This is a genomic window from Sphingobacterium sp. UBA6320 (assembly GCF_002440335.1).
Lineage (GTDB): Bacteria > Bacteroidota > Bacteroidia > Sphingobacteriales > Sphingobacteriaceae > Sphingobacterium.
Map to the genome: position 1 here is coordinate 221,414 of NZ_DJTA01000007.1, position 24,916 is coordinate 246,329.

The window sequence follows — 24,916 nt, forward strand, 5'->3', positions numbered from 1 at the left end:
GCTTAGTTTAATATTTTTACAAAAATAACATTTGTCTTTAATTTTGAAGTCGTTAACACACATTTTAACCATATTCCTTATTCTTTCGCTAAGTGTTTTTTCAGCATTTTCGCAAGATAAAATTTCCGTAAAGACAACGTCAAAGAATCTAAAAGATTCTGTTTCGGTCATAGGAACCCCTGACTCCATTCGTGTGAAACGAGACTCCTCCCTAATAAACAAAGACAGTACCAAAAATAAAGGCGGATTGCAGGCGGAAGTTAGTATTATCGCTCGTGACTCGCAGCGTACTGAAGTTGATAAAAACATAAGTCACTTGTACAAAGGGGCTAAGGTTAAATACCAAGATTTTGAACTGTCAGCAGATTATATCCGATTAGATCGAAATAAAAAGCAAATATTTGCTTCGGGCGTGATCGACCATAATGGCAAATATGTGGGTCGTCCTATTGTGATGACGGGATCCGAGAGCCCTAAGACAGTAGATTCTCTGTTATACGATTATGAAAAACAAGAGGGTAATACTTATGGAATCATGACCGATGTGGAAGGAGGATTCATTCAAGCAAAAGTAGTACGTAAAAACTTATACGATGAAATGTCGTTGTACCATGGTCTCTACAGTACTTGTAATCTTCCTGAGCCACATACGCATTTTGGAATTTTCCTGAGCAAAGGGATTGTTACCCAGAACCAGATTATAGCAGGACCATCCTATCTTGTCTTACAAAATATCCCCTTAAAGTTTATCGGTTTTCCATTTGCATTTTTTCCTAAACCAGATAAAAGGTCTTCTGGATTTTTATTTCCATCCTTTGGTGAAGACTATACACGTGGATTTGCCATGCGCGATATCGGATGGTATCTCGCCTTTAATGATTACTGGGATAGTGAAGTGCGTGGAAGTTTATATTCAAAAGGATCTTATGAAGCTTCTATCAATACCCGCTATACCGTCAATTATAAATATAATGGAGGATTCAATATCCGCTATGCTTCTACAAAAAGAGGAATAGAAGGGACAGATAATTATGGTGCCGACAAAGATTTTAATGTTGTTTGGAACCATACCCAGCGTCAAGAGGCAAATCCGGGAACTTCCTTTTCAGCGAGTGTTAACTTTGGAACGGGATCTTACTTTCGAAATACAGGTGCCAATGGCGTAAACAACATCAATGACATCACACGAAATAGAATGGGATCTTCAATTGCTTATGGCCGTGTATTTGCAGATGGAAAAATAAACTTTACCTCTACCCTTAGCCATAATCAGGACATGACTAAAGGCGACATCCAGCTACAGCTTCCTAATTTCAGCTTAAACGTATCTTCTTTCAATCCTTTTGATTCGAAAGACCGTGTAGATGAGCAAAAATGGTATCAACGCATCAATGTAGGGTATAGTCTACAAGGAACAAATACGTTAAACTCCAACGAATCTAAACTGTTTAGAAAAGAAACATTAAAAGAATTTACAAATGGTTTTCAACATAATATCCCGATCAGTCTATCATTAAATGCATTCAAGTATTTTCAATTTAACACAAGTGTAAATTATACTGAAAGATGGTATCTGCAAAGTACACGTCAACGTATGGAAAATACAAAAGAGGGGTATATTGCAGTCCTTGATACAGTACAAGGTTTCAGAAGAGCATACGATTATTCTGTACAAACAGGATTATCCACCAAAATCTATGGTAAGTACCCCAAAATAGGTAAAATACAAGCCATTAGACATGTCATCACGCCATCGGTCAATATTAACTATAGACCGGACTTCTCAGACGCGATGTATGGATTTTACAAGAATTATGTCGATCAGTATGGAATAATTAATCGTTATTCCATTTTTGATAAGAATGTTTATGGTAGCCCATCTGCTGGGAAATCCATGGGAATTGGTTTCTCCGTAGATAATAATATCGAAGCAAAAATAAAAAGCAAGTCAGATACAACGGATGGTGGAATTAAAAAAATTCCTTTACTTCAGGGATTATCCATAAGTGGAAATTATAATTTTGTGGCTGATTCCATGAAATTATCACCGCTTAACTTTTCTGGTAGAACAGCATTATTCGGCGAAAAGATAAATGTCAATTTCAATGGTACGTTAGATCCATATGCCATCGATCAAGCTGGCCAACGCTATAATAAATATGTCATTAATGAGGGTAAACTTGCTCGTTTGACTAACTTCGGATTATCCTTTGATTATAGTCTCAACCCTAAAGCTGCCAAAAATAGAAATAATAATATTGATTCTTTGCGTAGTCAGATCGGTAGTAACATGACACCAGAGCAGGCACAGGCACTCTCGCGTATCAGTGCTGATCCAAATGCATTTGTCAATTTTAGTATTCCGTGGAATTTAGCTGGATCATTTAGTTTCCAATATTCTAAACCAGGTCAAGTTTCAACTATTACTAGTACGGTCAATATACATGGGGATGTCAGCCTAACACCTAAGTGGAAGGTTACTTTTAATTCAGGTTTTGATTTGAAAGCAAAGGAAATCACCTTAACACAATTCAATATTTATAGGGATCTTCACTGTTGGGATATCGCGATTGGATGGACACCATTTGGAAGATATCAAAGTTACAATTTTACGATCAGGGCCAAATCTTCCATCTTACAAGATTTGAAACTTTCGAAAAGAAATAGTTCAGGAGGCAGTTATTATTAATAACTGCTTTTTTTTCTTTATTTTATTACATCAAACAAAGCTTCGAAAAAAAAATCGTAGCTTTTGCTATTTAACATAGATACGGATTTATTAGATATCCATGAAAGCACAAATCATAACTATAGGAGATGAAATCTTAATTGGTCAAATTGTCGATACCAATTCAGCTTGGATAGCGACTCAACTCCATGCCAACAACATAAGTGTTTCACAAATTCTTTCGATATCGGATCAAGAGGACGCCATCTTAAATGCGTTATCCGATAGTCAAAATCAAGCAGACCTCGTACTCATCACAGGAGGATTAGGACCGACTAAAGACGATATAACCAAGCAGACTGCAGCAAAATATTTTGACACACAATTGCGACGTGATCAAACTGTGCTCCAGCATGTAACTCAATTTTTTGAATCGCGAGGCAGACCCATGTTGGAGATAAACAGGCAACAGGCAGATGTTTTGGAGGGATGCACACTTTTATTTAATCAGTATGGTACAGCGCCAGGAATGCTCATAAAAAAGGAAGACACGACCTTTGTCTTTATGCCGGGTGTTCCTTTTGAAATGAAGCATTTAATGAATACCCAAATATTACCGCGACTTACTCAACAAGAAAATAGCACCTATCTTTCGCAGGAAAACATAATTGTTGGTGGAATCGGTGAGTCCTACCTTGCAGAGAAAATTGCCGATATAGAATCGGAGCTTCCCGATTCTATAAAATTGGCTTACTTGCCAACATTGACATTTGTGAGACTTCGTCTTTCGGGCAAAGGATCGGATCAAGAAGCAATAACAGCCAGTACCAAATATTATGCTGAACAGCTCATCCACAGACTTGGAGAGCATGTTATTGCGAACTATGATACGACTATAGAGGAATTTCTAATCCAAAAATTCATTGAACACAAATTAACATTGACAACTACTGAAAGTTGCACAGGGGGCAGCTTGGCAGCTATGATCACGGCTATTGCCGGTTGTAGCGCGATGTATGTGGGCGGTACTATACCTTATTCGAACAAATTAAAACAACAGCTCTTGGGTGTTAGGGAAGAAACGTTGCTTCAATACGGTGCTGTGAGTGAACAGACTGTAATAGAAATGGCAGAAGGTGCCAAAAAGAAATTTGAAACCCATTATGCCATATCTACAAGTGGTATTGCTGGTCCAGGTGGTGGTACCATAGACAAACCTGTAGGTACCGTATGGGTAGCTGTGGCAGGTGAAAGGGAAACCATAACGAAGAAGTTTCAATTTCAAAATGACAGAACAATTAATATTGAACGAACACGACAATTGGCACTTTTCATGCTTTGGCAACTTTTAGTCAAAGAACATCAGATAGGCATGAGTTTGTAAAATATTATTCCGCAAAAATTGATTTATCAAAAATTATATTTTACTTTGTAAAATATAAACCTTAAAATAACTAACTTAGTATTTAAAAGGATTGCAGTTGAATTATTATGGCATTATATAAATTATTACTTCCTAAAATGGGGGAAAGTGTATCTGAAGCTACTGTAACGAAATGGTTGAAACAACCAGGTGATACCATTAGCGAAGATGAAGCAGTTTTAGAAATCGCAACCGACAAAGTAGATTCTGATGTGCCTTCTCCGGTAAAAGGAATATTAAAAGAACAACTTTTTTCAATCGATCAAGTTGCACAGGTGGGTGATATAATCGCTATTATTGAGATCGAAGGTGAACAGAATGTAGAGGAGACTATCCCATCAAATGCGGAACAAGCTTCGGAAACCATTGTTAATCAGATCGAGGTTACGCCAACAACCATACAGATCGAGGATAAAAATGTAGAAATACCTGGTTTAAATCAGATTCAACCTACAGTAGATCATCACCAATCTAGCATTCACAGTGGAATTAGATTTTATTCACCATTGGTCAAAAATATAGCATTCCATGAAGGTTTAAGCCAGCAGGAGTTAGATCAAGTGACGGGTAGTGGGTCGGATGGTCGTGTAACAAAAGAAGATATTTTAAAGTATGTAGCAAGTAAAAAACAACAACCTGCTTCTACTCAAACCAATACTGCTCCAACAGCAGCAACTACTCTTGTCGATAAAAAAGAGCAATATGCTACTGCACCTGTTGAGACAGCTCATACGATCAATTCCGGCGGAGACGAAATCATCGAGATGGACCGCATGCGCAAACTGATTGCGGATCATATGGTCAAAAGTGTGCAGACTTCGCCACATGTATGTTCATTTGTCGAAGCTGATGTAACCAATTTGGTTAACTGGCGCAATAGGGCAAAGGAAATCTATAAAAAGAGAGATGGTGAAAATATTACCTTCACTCCTATTTTTATTGAGGCCATTGCTAAAGCTTTGAAGGATTTTCCAATGGTCAATGTTTCCGTTGATGGAAACCATATCATCAAAAAGAAGAATATCAATATCGGAATGGCAGCAGCGCTGCCTAATGGAAATCTAATCGTTCCTGTGATTAAAAATGCCGATCAATTAAGTTTAGTGGGACTTAGCAAATCGGTCAATGATCTGGCTAATCGTTCACGCGCTAATAAATTAAAACCAGATGATACGCAAGGAGGTACGTTTACCTTTACTAATATCGGTGCTTTTGGCAATATTATGGGTACTCCTATCATCAATCAGCCTCAAGCTGCGATCTTAGCTGTAGGGACGATTAAAAAGAAACCTGCAGTTATCGAAACTGAACATGGTGACCTCATTGGTATCAGACAAATGATGTACCTGTCGCTATCGTATGATCATCGGGTTATTGATGGTGCATTGGGCGGTACATTTTTGAAAAGAGTCGCTGACTATTTAGAAAATTGGGATATCAATCGCGAAATATAACCACAACAATACGGAATAAAAAAAATCCTTCTCTATACATGCAGAGAAGGATTTTTTTATGTCTAAAATAAGCTTTTGTTAAGAATTCAAATGTTTTTGAATTACAATACGGTAACGCCAATATAGCAATATGGAAGAAGTCAGTAAGCCCATGGTCAAACCATACCAGATCCCCTCGACTCCCATTCCTAAATGTACGCCCATAAAATAGCCACTTGGTAACCCAATAATCCAGTACGCAATAAACGTGATTAAGGTCGGAATATTGACATCTCCCATACCCCTCAATACGCCCAAACCGACCACCTGAGTTCCATCAAATAGTTGAAATAATCCGGCTATGATTAATAGGTGTGAAGCAATGGTGACTACTGCCATATCCTTTGTAAAGATAAAAGGCAGATAATTATTAAAGATGGCAAAAATAGATGCTGTCAAGGTCATAAAGATCAAAACCAGTTGATAAGACGAAACTGCGAAACGCTGTAGTCGAAAGAAATTTTTGTTACCAAAGCTATTTCCTGTCTTAATTGTTGCTGCAGCAGCAATTCCACTTGCCATCATATAGGTCATCGCAGCCAGCTGAATAGCAACTTGATGTGAAGCTTGCTCTACGGCACCAATTGTACCAGCTATGAGTGAAGCGCCGGCAAATGCGCCAATTTCAAACACATATTGCATCGCCACAGGTGCCCCAATTTTCAATATTTTTCGAACACGGATAAGATCTACTGCCCAAAGTTTAAATTTACTGATGTAAGGTTGAAAATAAGAAGATTTCATGACGTAAAATAGCATCACCACCATCATCATGACACGATCGATCAACGTACTGTACCCTACTCCACTAACCCCCATAGGTTTGATACCAAACATACCTTTAACAAAAATGACGGCTAAAATAATATTAAGTACATTTCCCCAGATGGTGATGTTCATGGCTTGCTTAGTAAATCCTAATCCTTCTGCAAATTGCTTGAAGGCGCTAAAAATCATCAGAGGTAAAATCGATAAACTTAATATCAGCAAGTAAGGTTTTGCCTCTTTCACAACTGCAGGATCTTGGTCCAAGTGATCAATAGCCAACATCGACCCAAAATAAACAAGGCAAAACAACAGTACTCCCGCTATGGCATTGATCCAAATACTATTGGATAATAATTTGGCACATTCTTCTTTATTGCCACGTCCGTTTTCTTGTGCGATTAATGGTGTGATCCCATATGCAATCCCTAGTCCGATCACCATGACGATCATAAAAACAGCATTGACCAATGATACCGCAGCCAAGGGTATAGTACCGGCAAAGTGCCCTACAATAACACTATCAGCCATGTGCACCATGGTATGACCCAATTGAGAAATCACTACTGGACCAGCCAGTATAAAAGTGCTCCAATAATAAGGCTTGTAAGATTTTAATCGCTTCAACATATTTCCCGCTACTAAATTTGAAAAGATTTCAAAAGTACGAGAATTTTCCCACTCCTACATTTCTTATCTATCAATAAATGATAATGAAATTGTCAAATTAACACACTAAATTTTTACAATTGAATTGTTAATATTTCCTTAAACACTGTTTCATTTTTAAAATATTGCTGTAACTTAGCATTTATAATTTATTAAAACGATAGTATAATGTACAGTCAAATATTTGCATTTCTTAACATAGGGACATCAGAAATGATGTTAATTTTGGTCATCGCTCTTTTATTATTTGGTGGTAAAAAACTTCCTGAATTAGCAAGGGGCCTAGGTCGTGGAATTAGAGAATTTAAAGATGCTTCAGAGGGTATCAAGAGAGAGATTTCTGATCAAATTAATAATTTCGAAAAAGATATTGATTTAAAAGTTGAAGAAAATCCATTAGCAGAAGTTCAAGCTGCGGAACAAAAGGTAAAAGATGATGCAGAAGCTGAAAAGACGGATGAATCGGAGAAAAAAACTCCTCAATTTACAGCTCCTGAAGGCACTATGCAATACAGCCGCCAACCTGATTATGGCGAAGAACCTAATCATTTTCAATATGGCTACAACGATCATTTTGCAGAAAATGCACAGACCGCTGTAACAGAGGAAAATCCAAATACCCCTGTTGAAAATCCAGTAACACCTGTTGAACATCCAACTGCATCTATCGGAAAAACAACAACAGATCCTCTCAAAAATACAGAAGAACCTTCGAAAGAAGCATAAGTTTAAGCATTTTATTTTCAATAAGATATTGTCAAATAAAGCTGTTGGATTATTTCCAGCAGCTTTCTATTTTAATAAATATTACATTCTCTATTTATGACACACGAAATTATAGTTTCGAAGGAATTAGCAATTAGCGAAAAACAGGTACAGACAACAATTGGTTTATTAGATGAAGGCGCTACAGTTCCTTTCATATCTCGTTATAGAAAAGAGATGACAGGGAGTCTAGATGAAGTGCAGATAACAACCATACGTGATCGCATCCAACAATTACGTGATTTGGATAAAAGAAGGGAAGCGATCTTAAAGTCTATCGCAGAGCAGGGAAAGTTAACTCCAGAACTAGAACTCAAAATCAAGAACGTAGAGACAATGGCCAACTTGGAAGATATTTATCTTCCTTACAAACCTAAGCGTAAAACACGCGCAAGTATGGCTAGGGAAAAGGGGCTTCAACCACTGGCTGACCTCCTCCTCGCCCAAGAACGCACGGATTTCACAGCTTTAGCAACATCACTAATTGATGAAGATAAAGGGGTAAACTCGGTAGATGAAGCGTTATCGGGTGCACGTGATATTATTGCAGAAACCATTGCGGAAAATGCGGAGGTAAGAGATAAAGCACGTAAAATATTTTTAGAAAAAGGTCAGTTTGTATCTAGAGTCGTACCTGGAAAAGAAGAAGCTGCATTGAAATATAAGGATTACTACGAATGGTCCGAATCGTTAAAAAATGCTCCTTCTCACCGTGTACTAGCCATGCGCCGCGGTGAAAAAGAAGAATTGCTTTATTTAGATATAGAAGTGACAGAAGAAGAGGTCATCCCAGTCATCGAACAAATCTATGTCAAAGCAAATAATGAAGCCTCTGCTCAGGTCCGTTTGGCATTGGTGGATAGTTTTAAGCGTTTATTAAAACCATCAATGGAAACTGAAATCAGAGTTTTGACACGTCAGAAAGCTGATGAAGAAGCGATCAAGGTATTTGCAGATAATGTACGACAGTTATTATTGGCTGCTCCACTGGGACAAAAAAGAATTTTAGCGATCGATCCGGGATTTAGAACAGGTTGTAAAACGGTGGTGCTGGATCAACAAGGAGCATTATTAGAAAACACGGCCATATTCCCTCACAGTGGTGCTGGAGGTCTTGCGGAAGCAACGCGTACGATTCCGTACCTGGTGAAAAAATACGATATCGAAGCGATTGCAATTGGCAATGGAACAGCTGGAAGAGAAACCGAAGAATTTATTCGTAAACTCAACCTGGATCAGGTGACTATCGTCATGGTCAATGAAAGCGGTGCATCCATATACTCGGCTTCAGAAACAGCCCGAGAAGAATTTCCAGATCAAGATATCACTGTCCGCGGTGCTGTCTCCATCGGTAGACGATTGATGGATCCATTAGCAGAACTTGTGAAAATAGATCCCAAATCGATTGGTGTTGGCCAGTATCAACATGATGTCGATCAAAATAAATTACAGAGCTCCCTAGATGATACTGTCATGAGTTGTGTCAACAATGTTGGTGTTGAATTAAATACCGCATCGAAACAAATTCTAGCTTATGTATCTGGATTAGGGCCTGCCTTAGCACAATCGATCATCAATTATAGAAAAGAAAATGGTCCATTCAAGTCACGTCGTGAATTGAAGAAAGTACCACGTCTAGGAAATAAAGCTTTTGAACAGGCGGCAGGATTTTTGCGCATCCGTAATGCTGAAAATCCATTAGATGCCTCAGCGGTACATCCCGAACGTTATAAATTGGTTGAACAAATGGCTAAGGATCTTTCAACAAGTGTACATGACCTGTTAAAAGATGCTGAATTAAGAAAAACGATACCATTAAAAAACTACATCTCTGATGAAGTTGGTCTCCCGACTTTGAATGATATAATGGCCGAATTAGCAAAACCAGGATTAGATCCACGTGAAAAATTTGAAGCTTTCTCCTTCACAGATGGTGTAAATACGGTTTCTGATCTGCGTGTAGGAATGAAATTGCCCGGTATTATTACCAATATCACTAATTTTGGTGCTTTCGTTGATATTGGTGTGCATCAAGATGGGCTTGTACATTTAAGTCAGCTCTCCAATCGTTATATAACTGATCCGCACGAGGTGGTTAAAGTGCAGCAACATGTAGAGGTGACGGTAACGGAAATTGATGAAAAGAGAAATCGCATCGGACTATCTATGAAAACTAGCGAAGTATCTTCGTCTCCAAAACCAAAAAGAGAACAGAAGACTTTTAACCAAAAAGATCGAAAGGAAAAAGAACCTGAAACAGATATGGCTTCTAAACTTGCCGCTTTAGCGAGCAGATTTAAATAATAAAAAAGGGTGATTTAAGTAAAAAATCACCCTTTTTTATTTGAATTTGGTTATTTTAGAGATATGTTAACATTTGAAAAATTTTCATCTTCCACAGCATTGGCTGTGCCTCCTATAGATCTGTCTATTTGGCTAGAGTCACTATGGTGGGATAAAAAAGGCGATTGGCAAAAAGCGCATGATTTAATAGATCATTTACAAGATGCTCAATCTGCCCATATACACGCTTACTTACACCGTAAAGAGAAAGATCTTTGGAATGCCCGATATTGGTATAATCGAGCAAAAAAAGAAGAATTTAGAGGTTCACTCGATGATGAATGGGAGGAACTAGTAAAAATACATTTGTTTTAGTCATAGGTTAAGAACATATTTAGGTTTTAATTCCCATCGGGACAAAAAAGTTATCTGAAATATTCGATATGGCAATATAGCCTAACGAAAAACAAGAAGATATACTTACACGTCATGATAAATAAAAAATAATGATCTCCTTTTTTCATCTAGCGGATAAAAAAAGAGGTTATCTCGAATAACAAGTATGAATTTTTGCAGCTGAAGCTTCATACTTTATTCCAGATAACCTCTAACCATTAACGATCTAATCGATTACGAGTGCCTCGTTCAGAATTAGTATCCCGGATTTTGGACTAACTTGGTATTTCTATTCATTTCATCGCGATGGATGGATATAAAATACATTTTATCTAACCAGTTTCTATTTTCAATACCTGGTGCAATTGTATTCACTTTATAAGAGTAGGTATAATTGTCCGTATTATATTGGTAAAGACTCACCAGCTTTCCTGCTTTCAGTGTACCAAAAATATTAATTAATGTCACCTGTCTTCCTATTGTTTCCTTAGCATTCATCCAACGTCGTGTGTCAAAGAAACGGTGCTCCTCATAAGCCAGTTCAACCCGTCTTTCATTGCGGTATCGATCTTTTAATTTTTGTCCCGTTTCTTTATCAGCAATAGCCGGCATACCTGATCTGAACCTAATTTTATTAAGCCAATTCCGTGCCTCCGCTTCTTCTCCCAACTCAAGACAAGCTTCAGCGTAGTTTAACACCGCTTCTGTATAGCGCAGCACAGGCCATGGCACACGTTGTCTGGTATTTTGATCAACTATTTTTGGATCTGGATCTACAAACTTGCGCATATAATATCCCGTATAACTTCCATTCCAATCTTCCACAGGAGAATTACGTGTATCTAATCCATATTGAATCACTTTAACTCCTTTTTCATTGATCACTTCATATTGACCTGTCTGAATTTGATTTAAAGGATCACGATCTTTAACATCATCTGTCCTTGGTTTCCAACTAGCACCGTCATATAATATCGAAGCTCCTAGGCGAGGATCACGATTGGTATAGATACTTGCGGAGTGAGCAGGGTTATTCCAATCAAATTTTTCGCCAGACAAAGTTTCATAGTCATCTACAAGCAATTGTGTTGGACTATTCCCCGCCCAATTGTGATAACCATTAGGTCCATTGTTGCGACCTACATATGCCCCTGCCTCATCTTTCAAATCATTAAAGAATCTTCCTAAGATTAAATCTTTCTTGGCATCACCATCAGCAAGTTTAGAACTTCCGCCCATGGCTAACGCAATATAATTTGCACGTCCATCAGCGGGCGTTTCTTGCGCAGATAAATCTAACTTATATGCAAATTCTGCTTTATCCAGCACAGCCTTTGCTGCTGCTTTAGCTTTTTGCCACCTCTCTGTTCTATTTCCAGAGACATAGCCTAAGTATTCGGGATTAGCATATGCTGAAATCGTATTTGATTTGGCTTTTGCCGTTGGAATATCATGTAAATCTGATGCTGCATACAACAACACTCGAGCTTTTAATGCCAGAGCTGCTGCTGCACTGGCACGTCCATCTACTCTTGCCGTTCCATCCAATAAAGTAGCCGCCTGTTCACAATCTTTGACAATGAAATTGACGCATTCTTCATATGTATTTCGAGCTGCTGTATAGTCGGTATCTTCGAGCGTATAAATTTTGGTGATCAATGGAATCGCACCATAAACGCGTAACAGCTGCTGATAGAAATAGGCTCGTAGGAAATAAGCTTCTCCTAACATCTGTTTAGCCTGCGACTCATTATTGAATTTTGGTGTAGTCAGATTTTCGATCGCAATATTAGTGGCACGTATGCGCTTATACATATTGCTATACTCATAGGTATCAACGATCCATCCCTGATCGGCAGGATTGGATCTACTCTCTGTAATGGTATTGATACCTCTACCCGGATGGGTAAACATAGATTCATCTGTCAGCGAGGCCAACATCTGTTCGTTAAAGCCTCCTTGTCCAAACCCATTGTACAGATCATTTACAAATGCCTGAGCAAGTCCAGCATCTGTCCATACGAGTTCTTTTGGAACCTCGGAAAGTGGCTTAGTATTGACAAAATCATCATTACAGCTAGCAAATAGCCCTGTAAATAATAAGGCAGAAATCGGTATATAAAATAATTTTATTGTTTTCATAATGATAGCGATTTAAAAAGATAAAAGTATACCTGTATTGATTAATCGAGCTTGAGGGTAGTAATGCCCTAAGGTATTAGTCGATTCAGGATCGTACATTTTCAATTTGGACCAAGTAACTAAGTTCATACCACTCGCATAAACTCTGAAACTTGAAATCCCTAAGCGCTCCACAAGTTTTGCACTTAAATTATATCCTATTTCCACATTTTTTAAGCGCAGATAATTATTGGAATGTAACCAATAGGTATTGCCGCTGGAATAATACTGATCGGAGCGGTCTGTGATACGTGGATGTTCGGAACTCGGGTTGTCAATCGTCCACCTATTTTCATAGAATTCATGCAAGTAGTTACCGATTGCACCAGATTCGTCTGTTGCGATCCGCACTTCACCCCCCGTAGCACCTTGGAATAAGATCGATAGATCAAAATTCTTGTAACGCAGGCCCAGATTTAAGCCTCCTTGAAAGGTTGGATTAGTGTTTTTATCTGTACGGACACGATCTTCAGGTGTAATCTTTCCATCACCATCATAATCCTTGTACTTCATATCACCAGGTCTGAGATTATTTGTAATAGCTGAATAATCAAGCGTATTTGCACTGATCTCTTCTTGGTTTTTAAACACCCCATCATACTGATAGTATAATCCCGAATTGATTACTCGACCAGTCGTTTGCTGCCATGCAGGTGCTCCAGCTGCTTCATCCCAAAAAACAATTTTATTTTTAGCATATCCACCATTTATAGAAGCACTATATCCCCAATCACCTTTCTGATCGCGGTAACCTAAATTAAATTCCCATCCCTTGTTATCTACTTTACCAATATTTTCGGCAGGTAATGTCATTCCTGTACTTTGAGGAATAGATGCATTGCGTCGCCACAGAATTGAATTTCGTCTATTCTTAAAAACATCAAATTCAAAATTAATCTTGCCTCCTAACAATTGTGCATCGATACCTAAGTTATAGTTATTCGCGACCTCCCACGTGATGAAATTATTTGGAACACGGCTTTCATAAAGAGTCTTGATCATTTCATCTCCCATGATATAGGTTCCAAATTTATAGGTAGAGAAGAATTGATATTCTTGCAGTAGATCATCATAAAAGACATTATCATTTCCCATCTGACCATAAGATGCCCGTATCTTAAAATAATTAATGGCTTTTATATTATCCTTCCAAAACCCTTCTTCTGAAGCGACCCAACCCAACATCGCTCCTGGAAAAAATCCATAACGCGTTTTTTGAGGAAACATATAAGACCCATCATAACGCCATAGCAACTCCGCAATGTACTTCGATTTATAATTGTAATTGACCCTTCCAAAATAATTCAATCTTGCACGCTCCCATGCGCTACCGTCATTATTTTTCTCGGCATCACCACCAGCAAACAGATAATCGATCTTATCCGATAAGAAATAGCGTCGATAAGCAGAGAAACTGTCATTTTGGATGGTCTCTCTATTGACACCTGCCAATATGTTAAACGTATGATCGCCAATCACTTTGTCATACGTCAGTACACCGCCTAACAAAATATTCAATTGATCTTCATCGGACTGGTTTAATCTTGGATCTGCCGGCCCTCTTTTGCCCGCTACCAATTGTGGTGTCACCCCATCAGCTTCATAAGCCCCTTGCCAAGTGTACAGATACCAAGGAGTTTCCCAACGTTTGATTTTTTTAATATACTTATCGACTGCTGCATTTCCAGAAAATTTCAATCCTTCTATCCAAGGAATCGTGATATCAATCTGCCCATTGGTCTGAAAGTAATATCTTTTATCTCGTTCATAACCGGTATCATTAGTCGTGATCACCACAGGATTTTCACCATTTTCAATATCAGGTCCAGGCATTCCATTTGGCCAATAAGCCGGTTGAGTAGGATTGCCGCGCATCAGCATTCTAAAAATTGTACCTGCAGTCTTAGTCGGAAAATTTCTATTTTCTTGACGACCTAAAACGCCGAATTTAGTGGTGATGTATTGACTAATTTTAGCATCCAGATTAATCCTCAAATCATACTGCTTATAGCCAGTAGCAGAATTTTTATAATACGCATCTTGATTTTGATATCCTATGGAAGTGAGGTACTTTACGGCATCATTACCTCCCACAATCTGAACATTATGCTTTTCCTGTGGAGACCAATTTTTTAAAGTCTCTCCATACCAATCTGTGTTTGGATGCCCCCAAGGGTCGCTTCCATCTTTAAATAATTGTACATCTTCAGGTGTAAAAGGAGCCGAAACAGTGGTACTATTGGGTCTTATATAGTTACCTGTAGTTCTAAAGGCATTTTGTGCCGCGCTCCATTCCGCTACTGGCAGTTTATAAATTTCCAGTTCATTTCTCAACTCTGAATATTCAACCGCATCTGTTAATTTGGGAATAACGGTCGGTTGGGAAAATCCTTTATTAAAATTATACGAAAATTTTGGCTTTCCAGTGGTTCCTCTTTTTGTAGTTACTAATATAACACCATTAGCAGCACGAGCTCCATAAATGGCGGCCGAAGCATCCTTCAATACAGAAATATTATCAATATCAGCAGGATTTAATCGTTCAAAACCACCTTGACGAGCCGGAATTCCATCAATAACAATTAATGGACTGGAGTTACCCAAGGTGTTTGTCCCTCTAATACTAATGGTCGAACCATCATAACCTGGTTCTGCCGAGCCATTTGTTGCGATTACTCCCGGTACACGTCCAGCTAGTGCATTGGAGACATTAAGTGCTGGAGATTTGGCCAAATCAGTACCTTTCACAGCAACAACAGATCCAGTAACCGTTTCTTTCTTTTGTACACCATAACCGACCACCACGACTTCATCTAGATTGGCATTGGAACTCCCAAGACTAACCATAATACTGGTTCTACCTTTGATATCTTCGTCCGTGGAAGTCATTCCAACCATTCGAAAACTTATTTTTCCATTACTAGGCACATTGGCCAGAGCATATTCTCCATTTTGATTTGTTTTGGTCGCTAGGTTAGTACCTACAACAAGTACCGTAACACCTGCTATTGGCGTTCCGTCATCAGCACTGGTTACAATTCCGCTGACAGAAATCTTTTCTTGCGCCAAGTTCATAAGAGTAGGGCTTTTTGCGCTTGCAAGCACGGGAGATTGGCAGATTGTCGATAAGGAGAGTATTGCTCCCATCCAAAAAGCCTTTTTCCATTGGTTTTGACTTAAATTAAGATTGCTCATAATTTTTTCTGTTTTGGTTTAATTAGTTTGTACGAATTAAATCAAGAGTACGTCTTGCTTTTATTGGCTCAGAAATCCAATATGCTATCAAACAAAACAATTTACTTGATTTAATGGGTTTAAATTGGTGCTGTATACGCAACACTAAGGTTGTATTTTGTACACAATCTAAGATAATAGAAATTATTCATATCGTAAAAGAAAATCTAATATACTTTTAAAAAATATATATAAAATTCTCGTAATGAGTAATTTAAATGTAAGTGTGACGTTTAACCGTCATCGTAAATACATAAACGATAAGTTATTCACATTTCAGTGTTAATAACCTACCACAATTGTTCATAACGGTGAAGGACCGGTGTCTAGAGTAGTCACTTATACACATAATATAGAGTAAATTACCGTCTTTATTCACATCTATATCATATCTGACATAGGAAAATTGAAATGTTAACTACTTATTTTCCATGATCACAAGAAATGAATAAATGACCCCATAATATGCCTTTAATTGGAATAAACGCATAAATCAGGTTCAAATCACTTATTAACAAATGAAATAATAATTGTGGAAAAACCAATAATCACTCCTAACAGTTATCCACAATCTGAATTCACAATGTGGATAACTAAAAACACACTCTCGACACGGGTACGAATATCAGCCTTTGTAAAAATCATCGCGCTTAGCACTATTGCTATGATTCTCAAAACTGGGCTGCAATAAAAAAGGGTTATCCTAATGGATAACCCTTTTTTATTATTTCGACATAAAATAATCTATGCAAATAGATCTGAACTTAAATAGCGATCACCTCGGTCACATGCAATAAAAACAAGGACTCCTTCTTCAATTTCATTTGCGACTTTTAACGCCGCCGCTAATGCTCCACCTGTACTCATGCCTGCAAAAACACCTTCTTTACTAACCAACTCGCGGGCCATAGCTGTAGATTCCTTCTGTGAGATATCAATAATACGATCTACGCGTGAAGGATCAAATATTTTTGGCAAATACTCTTGTGGCCAACGACGAATACCAGGAATCGAAGATTCTTCTGTAGGTTGGCATCCTACGATCTGAATGGTTGGATTTTGTTCTTTTAAATAAATGGAGTTTCCCATGATTGTACCGGTAGTTCCCATAGCACTTACAAAATGGGTAATCTTTCCAGCTGTGTCGCGCCAAATTTCGGGCCCGGTGGTTTTGATATGAGCTTTATAGTTATCTGGATTGGCAAATTGATTCAAAATAAAATAATCTCCTGATGCAGCTTTCTCTTCTGCATAGTCACGACAAATTTCCATGGTTTCCAACAACGTCACTTTTGCCCCAAAGGCTTCCATTGTTAATGTACGTTCACGCGTAGATGTAACAGGCATGACGAGTTCTAAGCTGAGACCATAGATACCCGCAATCATCGCGAGTGCGATCCCGGTATTACCGCTAGTGGCTTCAATCAATTTACTGTCTTTTGTAATTTCCCCTCTTTCCATGGCAGATCGAATCATGTTCAGTGCAGCACGGTCCTTTACACTTCCTGCAGGATTATTACCCTCCATTTTCGCGTAAATCTTCACCTTTCTATTGGTATGAAATTTTGTAATTTCTACTAAAGGTGTATTTCCAATTGTATCGATGATATTTCCCATATTTAAATTAAAGGTTTGGAATCTATAAACTTAGTATTTGCTTGATGGTATACGGTTGTGTAGGGTTCAACGGAATTGGTCAGCCAAACATTTCCTCCTATTACAGAATGGTGTCCTATCACGGTCTCACCACCCAATATTGTTGCACCTGAATAAATAATTGTATGATCTCCAATCGTAGGGTGTCGCTTGACATCTGACAAAATTTTATCTACGCTCAAGGCTCCTAAAGTGACCCCTTGATACAGTTTTACATAATTGCCAATTACACAGGTCTCACCTACGACTAAACCCGTTCCGTGATCAATATACAGATGGTGTCCAATCGTAGCAGCAGGATGAATATCTATACCTGTCTTAGAGTGTGCATGTTCGGTTAAAATACGAGGTATCAACGGCACATCGAGCTGATGTAGTTTATTTGCAATTCTAAATATGCTAATCGCAAAAAAACCGGGATAGGTTCGAATAACTTCTCGTTGATTTTTGGCCGCAGGATCTCCAGCGATCAAAGCATCAGCGTCTGAACACATCAATTCATATAACTGAGGTAGCGATTGAAAAAAATCATGTGCAACACGAAAGTGATCGCAGACCTCACAGGCTTTTGATTTGCTCAATAACTGCTCTAATTCGATTTCAGCTTGCTCAAAAGCACGCTGTACCTCTGCAACAGATTTTATACCTCCTGCATTGCGCTCTGGAAATAAGAGATCAAGGATACCGACAGCCCAACCTGATATTTTTTTATTGGACGGCATTTCAAACACCTCCAACTGTTTTTGATAAATATGTTCGTAAAAGTTATTCATGGGTTTAATCCCTATTTTATATGGTAACACAAATGTACTATACTTATATGATAGATAAAATATAGTAGCTATAAAACTAACTTATCAAAAAGGAGCCTTAATGTTTCGGCAGGATCCACACAAAGTCCTGGGTGTACCGCCGAACATTGGATGACAGTACTTCTATTTGCGGTCAACCATCGGAATCGTTCCGTTTGGTCTAATGTGGCTAATTTGCCACCATCTTGAGCTCCAGTACAGATTTTCACAAAAGATTGCAGATGTGCCCGAATCATATCCATATCTATATCTGGATATAAAGATCGTACTCTTGTTTCATCAATCTCAAACAAGACATTGGCAAACCGGTATTTTCGACAATAAAGTGCTACACCAACATTAATAAATTCTTCTCTTTCCACACGCGGTACCAAACGCACCACAGCATATTCATATAATGTTTTTTCTGGCATCTTTAATCTGATTTAAAAAATGGTCGGCATGTGCTAAACGTTTCATAAAAAATGACACATATACTTCACGAGCATCTGCAGCAGTTAAATCTCGGGACTCATCAATCAGCCATTCGCTTGGGACAATATCGACAATATTTCGGATCACTTCTTCTGACAGCAATGATCGATACTGCTTATCGACCAACTCGACCTCACTTGCATTTTTCAACAGCACATGATCTTTAATCTGGATAAACGGTTTTAGAGCTTGTTCCTCCCAGTTATCCCAACTATGATGAAAGTATAAAGACGCACCATGATCGATCAACCACAATTCTTTGTGCCAGATGAGCATATTGGTATTTCGTACTGTCCGATCAACATTCATCAACAAAGCATCTAACCATACAATACGGGACGCTTCACCAGCTGTGATCTGATCCACATTGGCGTCAAAAGTAATGGCACCATTGAGAAAATGAACACCTAGATTTTTACCAACACTAAATTTCAATAAATCTTGAATTTCTTCGTCAGGCTCTGTACGTGCAAAAGATTCATCTAAATCTGCAAAGACAAGTTCCGGCATTCTGAGATCGAGAATACGCGCCAATTCGCCACCGATCAATTCAGCGATGAGCGCCTTTCTTCCTTGTCCGGCTCCTCTAAATTTTATAACATAATTGAACCCATCATCAGCATCCACCAATGCAGGTAAAGATCCGCCTTCACGAAAAGGTTGAATATACCGTGTGATGGTTACTTCTCTTATTTCAGGTTTTTTGATAGTCATCTGTAATACTTTTATAATTTACCGATACACAAGCGATAAATCTTTAAATCAAATATCAACATTTTTATTTTTTAATAGACCTATTCATTCAAATTGGACATAATTGTGACGTATAAAAATGGTTAATTCTAATTATATTTGTAACAATAGTTCAATCACTTTCTCGTGAAATACGCAAACAATATATGAATACGACTCAAGAATACAATAAAGTTATCGAGCACTGCCAAGATTTATTTATCAAAAAAACGAAAGATTATGGAACAGCTTGGCGCATTATGCGTCTCTCTTCTATAACCGATCAGATCTATATAAAAGCACAGCGTATCCGCACTTTGGAAGTTAAAAAAGTATCCAAAGTAGGAGAAGGTATTCTAGAAGAATATATCGGTATTATCAACTATTGTATTATGGGTATGATCCAACTCGAGTTGGGCGAAGATGGTGAAGAAAATTTAAGTCCTGATTTTGTCAATCAAAAATACGACGAAAAGGTAACTGAAACACGTGATCTCATGTTTGCAAAAAACCATGATTACGGCGAAGCATGGCGAGAAATGCGCATTACTTCATTGACCGATCTAATTCTCATGAAGATTCACCGTGTCAAACAAATTGAAGACAATAATGGCGCTACAATAGCCTCAGAGGGTATCCATGCCAACTATCAAGATATGTTAAATTATGCCGTTTTTGCGCTTATAAAAATGGGATTAGCTCAAACAAACTAAAGTTATGTCAGAACTCTTCAACGCTAAAAAGCAAAAAACAAATTACCTACTTGGATTTGCACGCCTATTGACAGGCCTATTATTTATTTTCTCTGGATTTATCAAAGCCAATGATCCAACTGGATTTGGTTATAAACTGGAGGAATATTTCCATGTTTTTCATACCGACTTTTTAATGGATTATGCGACCACAATAGCCATTATTGTCTGTGCATTTGAAATTATATTGGGTGTATGGCTGTTACTCGGTTTATACAGACGACTGGTAGCTTGGGGGCTATTGCTGCTGATTATCTTCTTTACATTCCTGACCTTCTACTCTGCTTTTTTTGAGGTGGTCACTTCATGTGGATGTTTTGGTGATGCTATCCCCTTAACTCCATGGCAATCCTTTGGTAAAGATCTGGTGCTGCTTGCATTGATCTTAATTATCTTTATCTATCGGAATCAAATTAAACCCCTTATCAAAGATTCATTTACACAAGGCTTGGTAGCGACGCTGACGGCAATTATATCATTCGGAATCGGGATTTACACCGTGATGTACTTACCCTTTATTGACTTTCTTCCGTATAAGATCGGTAATAACATCCCTTCACTTATGGTATTGCCAGAAGGAAAAGAAGGAGATGTCTACGAACAGGTCTACAACATGAAAAATACTAAAACCGGCGAGACAAAAACCATCACTGATAAAATTTACATGTCAGAAAAAGTATGGGAAGATACTAATTGGGAAATCGTAGGTGAACCCAAAAGTACTTTGGTTAAAAAAGGATATCAGATCCCCATAACCGACCTATTGATTACCGATGCAGAAGGTAATGACCATACGCAAGAAATCATCAATAATCCTTACTATAATTTAATTATTGTAGCCAAGGATTTATCTAAAGCAAATCTAGATGCGTTAGATAACATCAATAAAATCGCTACAAAATTAACCGAAGATTATAACCTGCGCATCGTGCTGTTGACAGCTAGTTCATCTGAAGAATCAGATTATTTAAGTGATAAACTGCACTTAATTTCGGAAATATTTTATGCAGATCTGATACCACTAAAAAGTATGGTACGTGCCAATCCAGGAATTCTGCTATTAAAATCAGGAACAGTCATCAACAAATGGCATTATAATAATATCCCTGATGCGAAAGAAATAGAGGACCAATACTTAAGTCTAGATAAATAACAACATGCCAAAACCAATATTTTTAATTGGCTATATGGGAAGTGGAAAAACTACTTTAGCCAAAAAATTAGCGAATAAATTAGAACTACCTTTTATCGATACAGACGATGAAATCGTCAAGGAAGTCGGGATGTCCATTACGGAATATTTTCAGCTTCATGGAGAAGAAAAGTTTAGAGCACTCGAACGTGAACACTTACAAAAAATAGCGCAGCACGAAGCGATTGTTTCTACAGGCGGTGGTTCACCTTGCTTTTTTGACAATATGCAATGGATGAATGAAAATGGTATTTCGGTGTATTTGCAAATGACACCTAAGGCGTTATTTGATCGACTGTCACAGTCAAAGCCCAACAAAAGACCGATCTTAATAGGAAAAACTGATGAAGAATTATTTAACTTTATCAGTGAAAAATTAGTAGAACGAGAGCCGTTTTATAAACAAGCCCACTTGATCATCGATCAGATCAATACACCTGTTGAAGATCTTATCGTACTCTTGAAAAACCACATATAACCATATTACTCTATGCTTAAAAGAATAAATCTCTTTCTTTTTTTAACATTTATTACTGTATTTCTAACAGCTTGCTTTAGAAATGGGACATCAACGGATGTCTTAGCCAACAATAAAAATCTAAATTTAAAGACAGTAGAAGAGCTTTATCAATTTTTAACATATGATGAAAACCGATACCCGCTGATCAGTCTGCATCGAGGTGGCCCTACAAATGGTTATCCAGAAAATGCAATCGAAACCTTTGCTTTTAATGCGAGTTACAGACCCGTCATCGTTGAATGTGATGTCCAACTAACAAAGGATTCTGCTTTAGTACTGATGCATGACCGCAACTTAGAACGAACAACTAATGGTACAGGCCAAGTTGATACAAAAACAAAGGATGAACTGAAAAATTTAAGACTGAAAGATCCAAATGGAAAATTAACTCCTTACCGAATTCCCACGCTGGAAGAAGCACTTGCATGGGGTAAAGGAAAAGTTATTTTCACGCTCGATGTGAAGCAAGGAGTTCCTTATGATTTAGTGATTCGTTCTATTCGTAATCAAAAATCGGAAAGCCATACTGTTATCATTACTTATTCGGCAAACCAAGCTGCTGCTGTGCACAACTTAGCACCAGATCTAATGCTTTCGGCACCTATAAAAAATGTCTCTGACTTAGTTCGATTGAATGATAGGGATATTCCCGATAATCGCTTGATTGCTTTTATAGGTACCAGCGAGGCTGAAAAAAGTTTAATAGATCTGATTCATGGCCATGGTATCATGTGTATATTGGGCACGCTAGGCAATTTAGATAGACAGGCCAAACAAAAAGGTGATCAATTATATGCAAGTTTTATAGAAAATGGTGCCGATATATTAAGTACAGATCGACCGATCGAAGCTGGACGAATTTTAGATTTTTATATCAAAAAAAGAAATATTACGTCCAAGTTCATTCAATAATCACAGCATTAGAAAGCGCACAGCAACAAATCGTAGCCCCACAACAAGATGCTACTAAGATAGGTTCTTATAGAAGATCATCTAAATACTTACAATCCAAAGATTCTGGTAAGTACTCCCATTAACAGTAAAGCAGCTATTAATTAAAATAGCTGCTTTGCTGTTTATCGGAATACCGTATCATTATTTTTTCATGGTTCCTTGATCGCGCAAATTGATATGCCAACTAAACGCCTCCTCTAGGATATGTGGAGTATGACCACCACGCTCAGAGGCACGATCATAGTAGCTCTGTAGCTGTTCTTTATAATCTGGGTGCACACAGTTGTTAATGATAACTTGGGCACGCTCACGAGGTGCCAAGCCTCTTAAATCCGCCAGTCCAATATCGGTTACTAAAATATCAACATCATGTTCGGTATGATCCACATGCGACACCATAGGCAATACGTGTGAAATACGATCGTCCTTAGATGCGGCTTGGGTGACGAAAATACTTAAGTAAGCATTTCTTGCAAAATCACCTGAACCACCGATACCATTCATAATATTAGTGCCCGATATATGCGTCGAATTGACGTTACCATAGATATCAAACTCAATCGCCGTATTGATGGCGATAACACCCAAACGACGGATCAGACCTGGTGTATTGGATATATTTTGTGGTCGCAATACCATTTTATCACGATACTTATCTAGATTGCCAAATACACGATCATAGCAAGGTTTTGAAACCGTAATGGAAGAAGCCGAGGCAAAATCCATAACACCTGCATCAATCAGATCAAAGGTACTATCTTGTAGCACTTCTGAAAACATCGTTAAATTTCGGAAATTGCTATCTTTAAATCCCATCAAAACAGCATTGGCAACCTTGCCTATACCGGCTTGAAGAGGTAACAAACTCGAAGATAGATGTCCCATTTCTACTTCTTTTTCAAAGAAGTTTAAAATATGACTCGCTATAGCGGTTGTCTTAGCATCTGGTTCGGCAATATCTGCAGGACTATCTTCGATATCTGTAAATACAATACCCACGACTTTTGATGGATCTAATGCAGTTGTTTTACGACCAATTTTATTTTCAGGAGCAACAATAGGGATGACGTTTCTTCTTGGATAATCTTCAGCTTGATAGATATCATGAATACCACGTATCTCCATCGGTACGGCTGTATTTATCTCCAAGATGACCTGCTTTGCTAAAGCAGCAAAAGTAGCCGAGTTGCCCACAGAAGTCGTTGGAATAATACTACCATCGGCTTCAATAGCTGCTACTTCTAATACGGCAATATCAACTGCCGCCAAATTTTTATTGTGCAATAACTCTGCTGTCTCACTGAGATGTTGATCAATAAACAGCACCTCACCAGCATTAATTTTATTCCTCAATATACGGTCCACCTGAAAGGGCATACGCTTAGCAAGTACACCTGCTTCAGCCAATTTGCCATCAGTGCCATGACCCAATGAGGCACCTGTAATTAACGTAATCTTTAAAGGATCGGTTTTCGCTCGGTCCGCCAATGCTGGTAATACAACTTTACTATCGCCAGCTTTTGTAAATCCACTAGAGCCAACGATCATACCATTTTTAATGAGTAGTGCAGCTTGCTCAGCTGTAATTACTTTGTCATGTAAACTTTTAAGTTTAATTCTATCGTACGACATATCCCTTTAACTTATTTCTCAAATTCTCTAATATTTAGCAAACAGATTTATTAATAATTGTTTAAATATTAGACCAAACAATATTAACGTATTTTTTCTGTGTCAATTTATTGCAATTAGTCACAAAATTATCCAATAAAGACGATATATTTGTAATTATTTATAAATCAGCATCTCATATTTTTAATCATACAAAATAAGTTATAAAATAAATTTCAAAAATATAACTAAAACATTAGTAATCAGCAAATTAATTATTTTGTGTATTAAAAAAAATTAGTACACACTTACCTACAAGTCTTATTTCACAAACAA

Annotated in this window: 18 protein-coding genes; 10 read left to right on the forward strand and 8 right to left on the reverse strand. The window is 37.8% G+C overall.

Going from position 1 to position 24,916, the window contains the following annotated elements; translation table 11 throughout:
* Positions 1-43: 43 nt before the first annotated feature.
* From B3P23_RS03795 to B3P23_RS03805, 3 genes are all read left to right on the forward strand, one after another.
* Positions 44-2,689, forward strand: a complete 2,646-nt coding sequence (locus tag B3P23_RS03795; protein ID WP_293924581.1) for a putative LPS assembly protein LptD — start codon at positions 44-46, stop codon at positions 2,687-2,689.
* Positions 2,690-2,789: 100 nt separating this feature from the next.
* Positions 2,790-4,052: a competence/damage-inducible protein A gene (locus B3P23_RS03800; RefSeq protein ID WP_293924583.1), complete on the forward strand. Its 1,263-nt coding sequence runs from the start codon at positions 2,790-2,792 to the stop codon at positions 4,050-4,052.
* Between the two features lie 107 nt (positions 4,053-4,159).
* Positions 4,160-5,545, forward strand: a complete 1,386-nt coding sequence (locus tag B3P23_RS03805) for a dihydrolipoamide acetyltransferase family protein (RefSeq protein WP_293924585.1) — start codon at positions 4,160-4,162, stop codon at positions 5,543-5,545.
* Positions 5,546-5,623: 78 nt separating this feature from the next.
* Here B3P23_RS03805 and B3P23_RS03810 read toward each other — a convergent pair whose 3' ends face one another.
* The gene (locus B3P23_RS03810) at positions 5,624-6,979 is read right to left on the reverse strand and encodes an MATE family efflux transporter (RefSeq protein WP_045753343.1); all 1,356 of its coding nucleotides are present in this window, start codon (positions 6,977-6,979) and stop codon (positions 5,624-5,626) included.
* A gap of 207 nt (positions 6,980-7,186) precedes the next feature.
* On the opposite strand from B3P23_RS03810, the gene tatA reads away from it, so the two are divergent.
* The 3 genes from tatA (at position 7,187) to B3P23_RS03825 (ending at position 10,441) form a co-directional block, all read left to right on the forward strand.
* Complete coding sequence (tatA, locus tag B3P23_RS03815; RefSeq protein WP_293924587.1) at positions 7,187-7,744, forward strand: twin-arginine translocase TatA/TatE family subunit; 558 nt, start codon at positions 7,187-7,189, stop codon at positions 7,742-7,744.
* Positions 7,745-7,840: 96 nt separating this feature from the next.
* Positions 7,841-10,087 (forward strand): Tex family protein, encoded by a 2,247-nt coding sequence (locus tag B3P23_RS03820; protein ID WP_293924589.1) that lies wholly within the window; start codon positions 7,841-7,843, stop codon positions 10,085-10,087.
* Between the two features lie 63 nt (positions 10,088-10,150).
* Complete coding sequence (locus tag B3P23_RS03825; protein ID WP_293924591.1) at positions 10,151-10,441, forward strand: hypothetical protein; 291 nt, start codon at positions 10,151-10,153, stop codon at positions 10,439-10,441.
* Positions 10,442-10,717: 276 nt separating this feature from the next.
* Here B3P23_RS03825 and B3P23_RS03830 read toward each other — a convergent pair whose 3' ends face one another.
* The 6 genes from B3P23_RS03830 to B3P23_RS03855 all read right to left on the reverse strand — a co-directional run bounded on the left by B3P23_RS03830 (position 10,718) and on the right by B3P23_RS03855 (position 19,533).
* Positions 10,718-12,604 (reverse strand): RagB/SusD family nutrient uptake outer membrane protein, encoded by a 1,887-nt coding sequence (locus B3P23_RS03830; RefSeq protein WP_293924592.1) that lies wholly within the window; start codon positions 12,602-12,604, stop codon positions 10,718-10,720.
* A gap of 12 nt (positions 12,605-12,616) precedes the next feature.
* Positions 12,617-15,838 (reverse strand): SusC/RagA family TonB-linked outer membrane protein, encoded by a 3,222-nt coding sequence (locus tag B3P23_RS03835; RefSeq protein ID WP_293924593.1) that lies wholly within the window; start codon positions 15,836-15,838, stop codon positions 12,617-12,619.
* A 783-nt stretch (positions 15,839-16,621) separates the two neighbouring features.
* Positions 16,622-17,494, reverse strand: a complete 873-nt coding sequence (gene cysM, locus B3P23_RS03840) for a cysteine synthase CysM (protein WP_293924595.1) — start codon at positions 17,492-17,494, stop codon at positions 16,622-16,624.
* A 2-nt stretch (positions 17,495-17,496) separates the two neighbouring features.
* Positions 17,497-18,306 (reverse strand): serine O-acetyltransferase, encoded by an 810-nt coding sequence (locus B3P23_RS03845; protein WP_293924597.1) that lies wholly within the window; start codon positions 18,304-18,306, stop codon positions 17,497-17,499.
* A 68-nt stretch (positions 18,307-18,374) separates the two neighbouring features.
* A complete protein-coding gene (locus B3P23_RS03850) occupies positions 18,375-18,758 on the reverse strand; it encodes a DUF3037 domain-containing protein (protein ID WP_045753337.1) in 384 nt (127 codons plus the stop codon).
* Positions 18,736-19,533: a HipA family kinase gene (locus B3P23_RS03855; RefSeq protein ID WP_293924598.1), complete on the reverse strand. Its 798-nt coding sequence runs from the start codon at positions 19,531-19,533 to the stop codon at positions 18,736-18,738. Before B3P23_RS03855 ends, B3P23_RS03850 begins: the two co-directional genes overlap by 23 nt.
* Before the next feature lie 185 nt (positions 19,534-19,718).
* On the opposite strand from B3P23_RS03855, the gene B3P23_RS03860 reads away from it, so the two are divergent.
* The 4 genes from B3P23_RS03860 to B3P23_RS03875 are packed head-to-tail and all read left to right on the forward strand — an operon-like array spanning position 19,719 to position 22,927.
* Positions 19,719-20,264, forward strand: a complete 546-nt coding sequence (locus B3P23_RS03860; protein WP_293924600.1) for a DUF1599 domain-containing protein — start codon at positions 19,719-19,721, stop codon at positions 20,262-20,264.
* Positions 20,265-20,268: 4 nt separating this feature from the next.
* Positions 20,269-21,456: a BT_3928 family protein gene (locus B3P23_RS03865; RefSeq protein ID WP_293924601.1), complete on the forward strand. Its 1,188-nt coding sequence runs from the start codon at positions 20,269-20,271 to the stop codon at positions 21,454-21,456.
* 4 nt (positions 21,457-21,460) lie between these two features.
* Positions 21,461-21,973 (forward strand): shikimate kinase, encoded by a 513-nt coding sequence (locus tag B3P23_RS03870; protein WP_293924603.1) that lies wholly within the window; start codon positions 21,461-21,463, stop codon positions 21,971-21,973.
* Positions 21,974-21,985: 12 nt separating this feature from the next.
* Positions 21,986-22,927 (forward strand): glycerophosphodiester phosphodiesterase family protein, encoded by a 942-nt coding sequence (locus B3P23_RS03875; RefSeq protein ID WP_293924605.1) that lies wholly within the window; start codon positions 21,986-21,988, stop codon positions 22,925-22,927.
* Positions 22,928-23,110: 183 nt separating this feature from the next.
* Here B3P23_RS03875 and B3P23_RS03880 read toward each other — a convergent pair whose 3' ends face one another.
* The gene (locus B3P23_RS03880) at positions 23,111-24,601 is read right to left on the reverse strand and encodes a succinate CoA transferase (protein WP_293924607.1); all 1,491 of its coding nucleotides are present in this window, start codon (positions 24,599-24,601) and stop codon (positions 23,111-23,113) included.
* Positions 24,602-24,916: the final 315 nt, after the last annotated feature.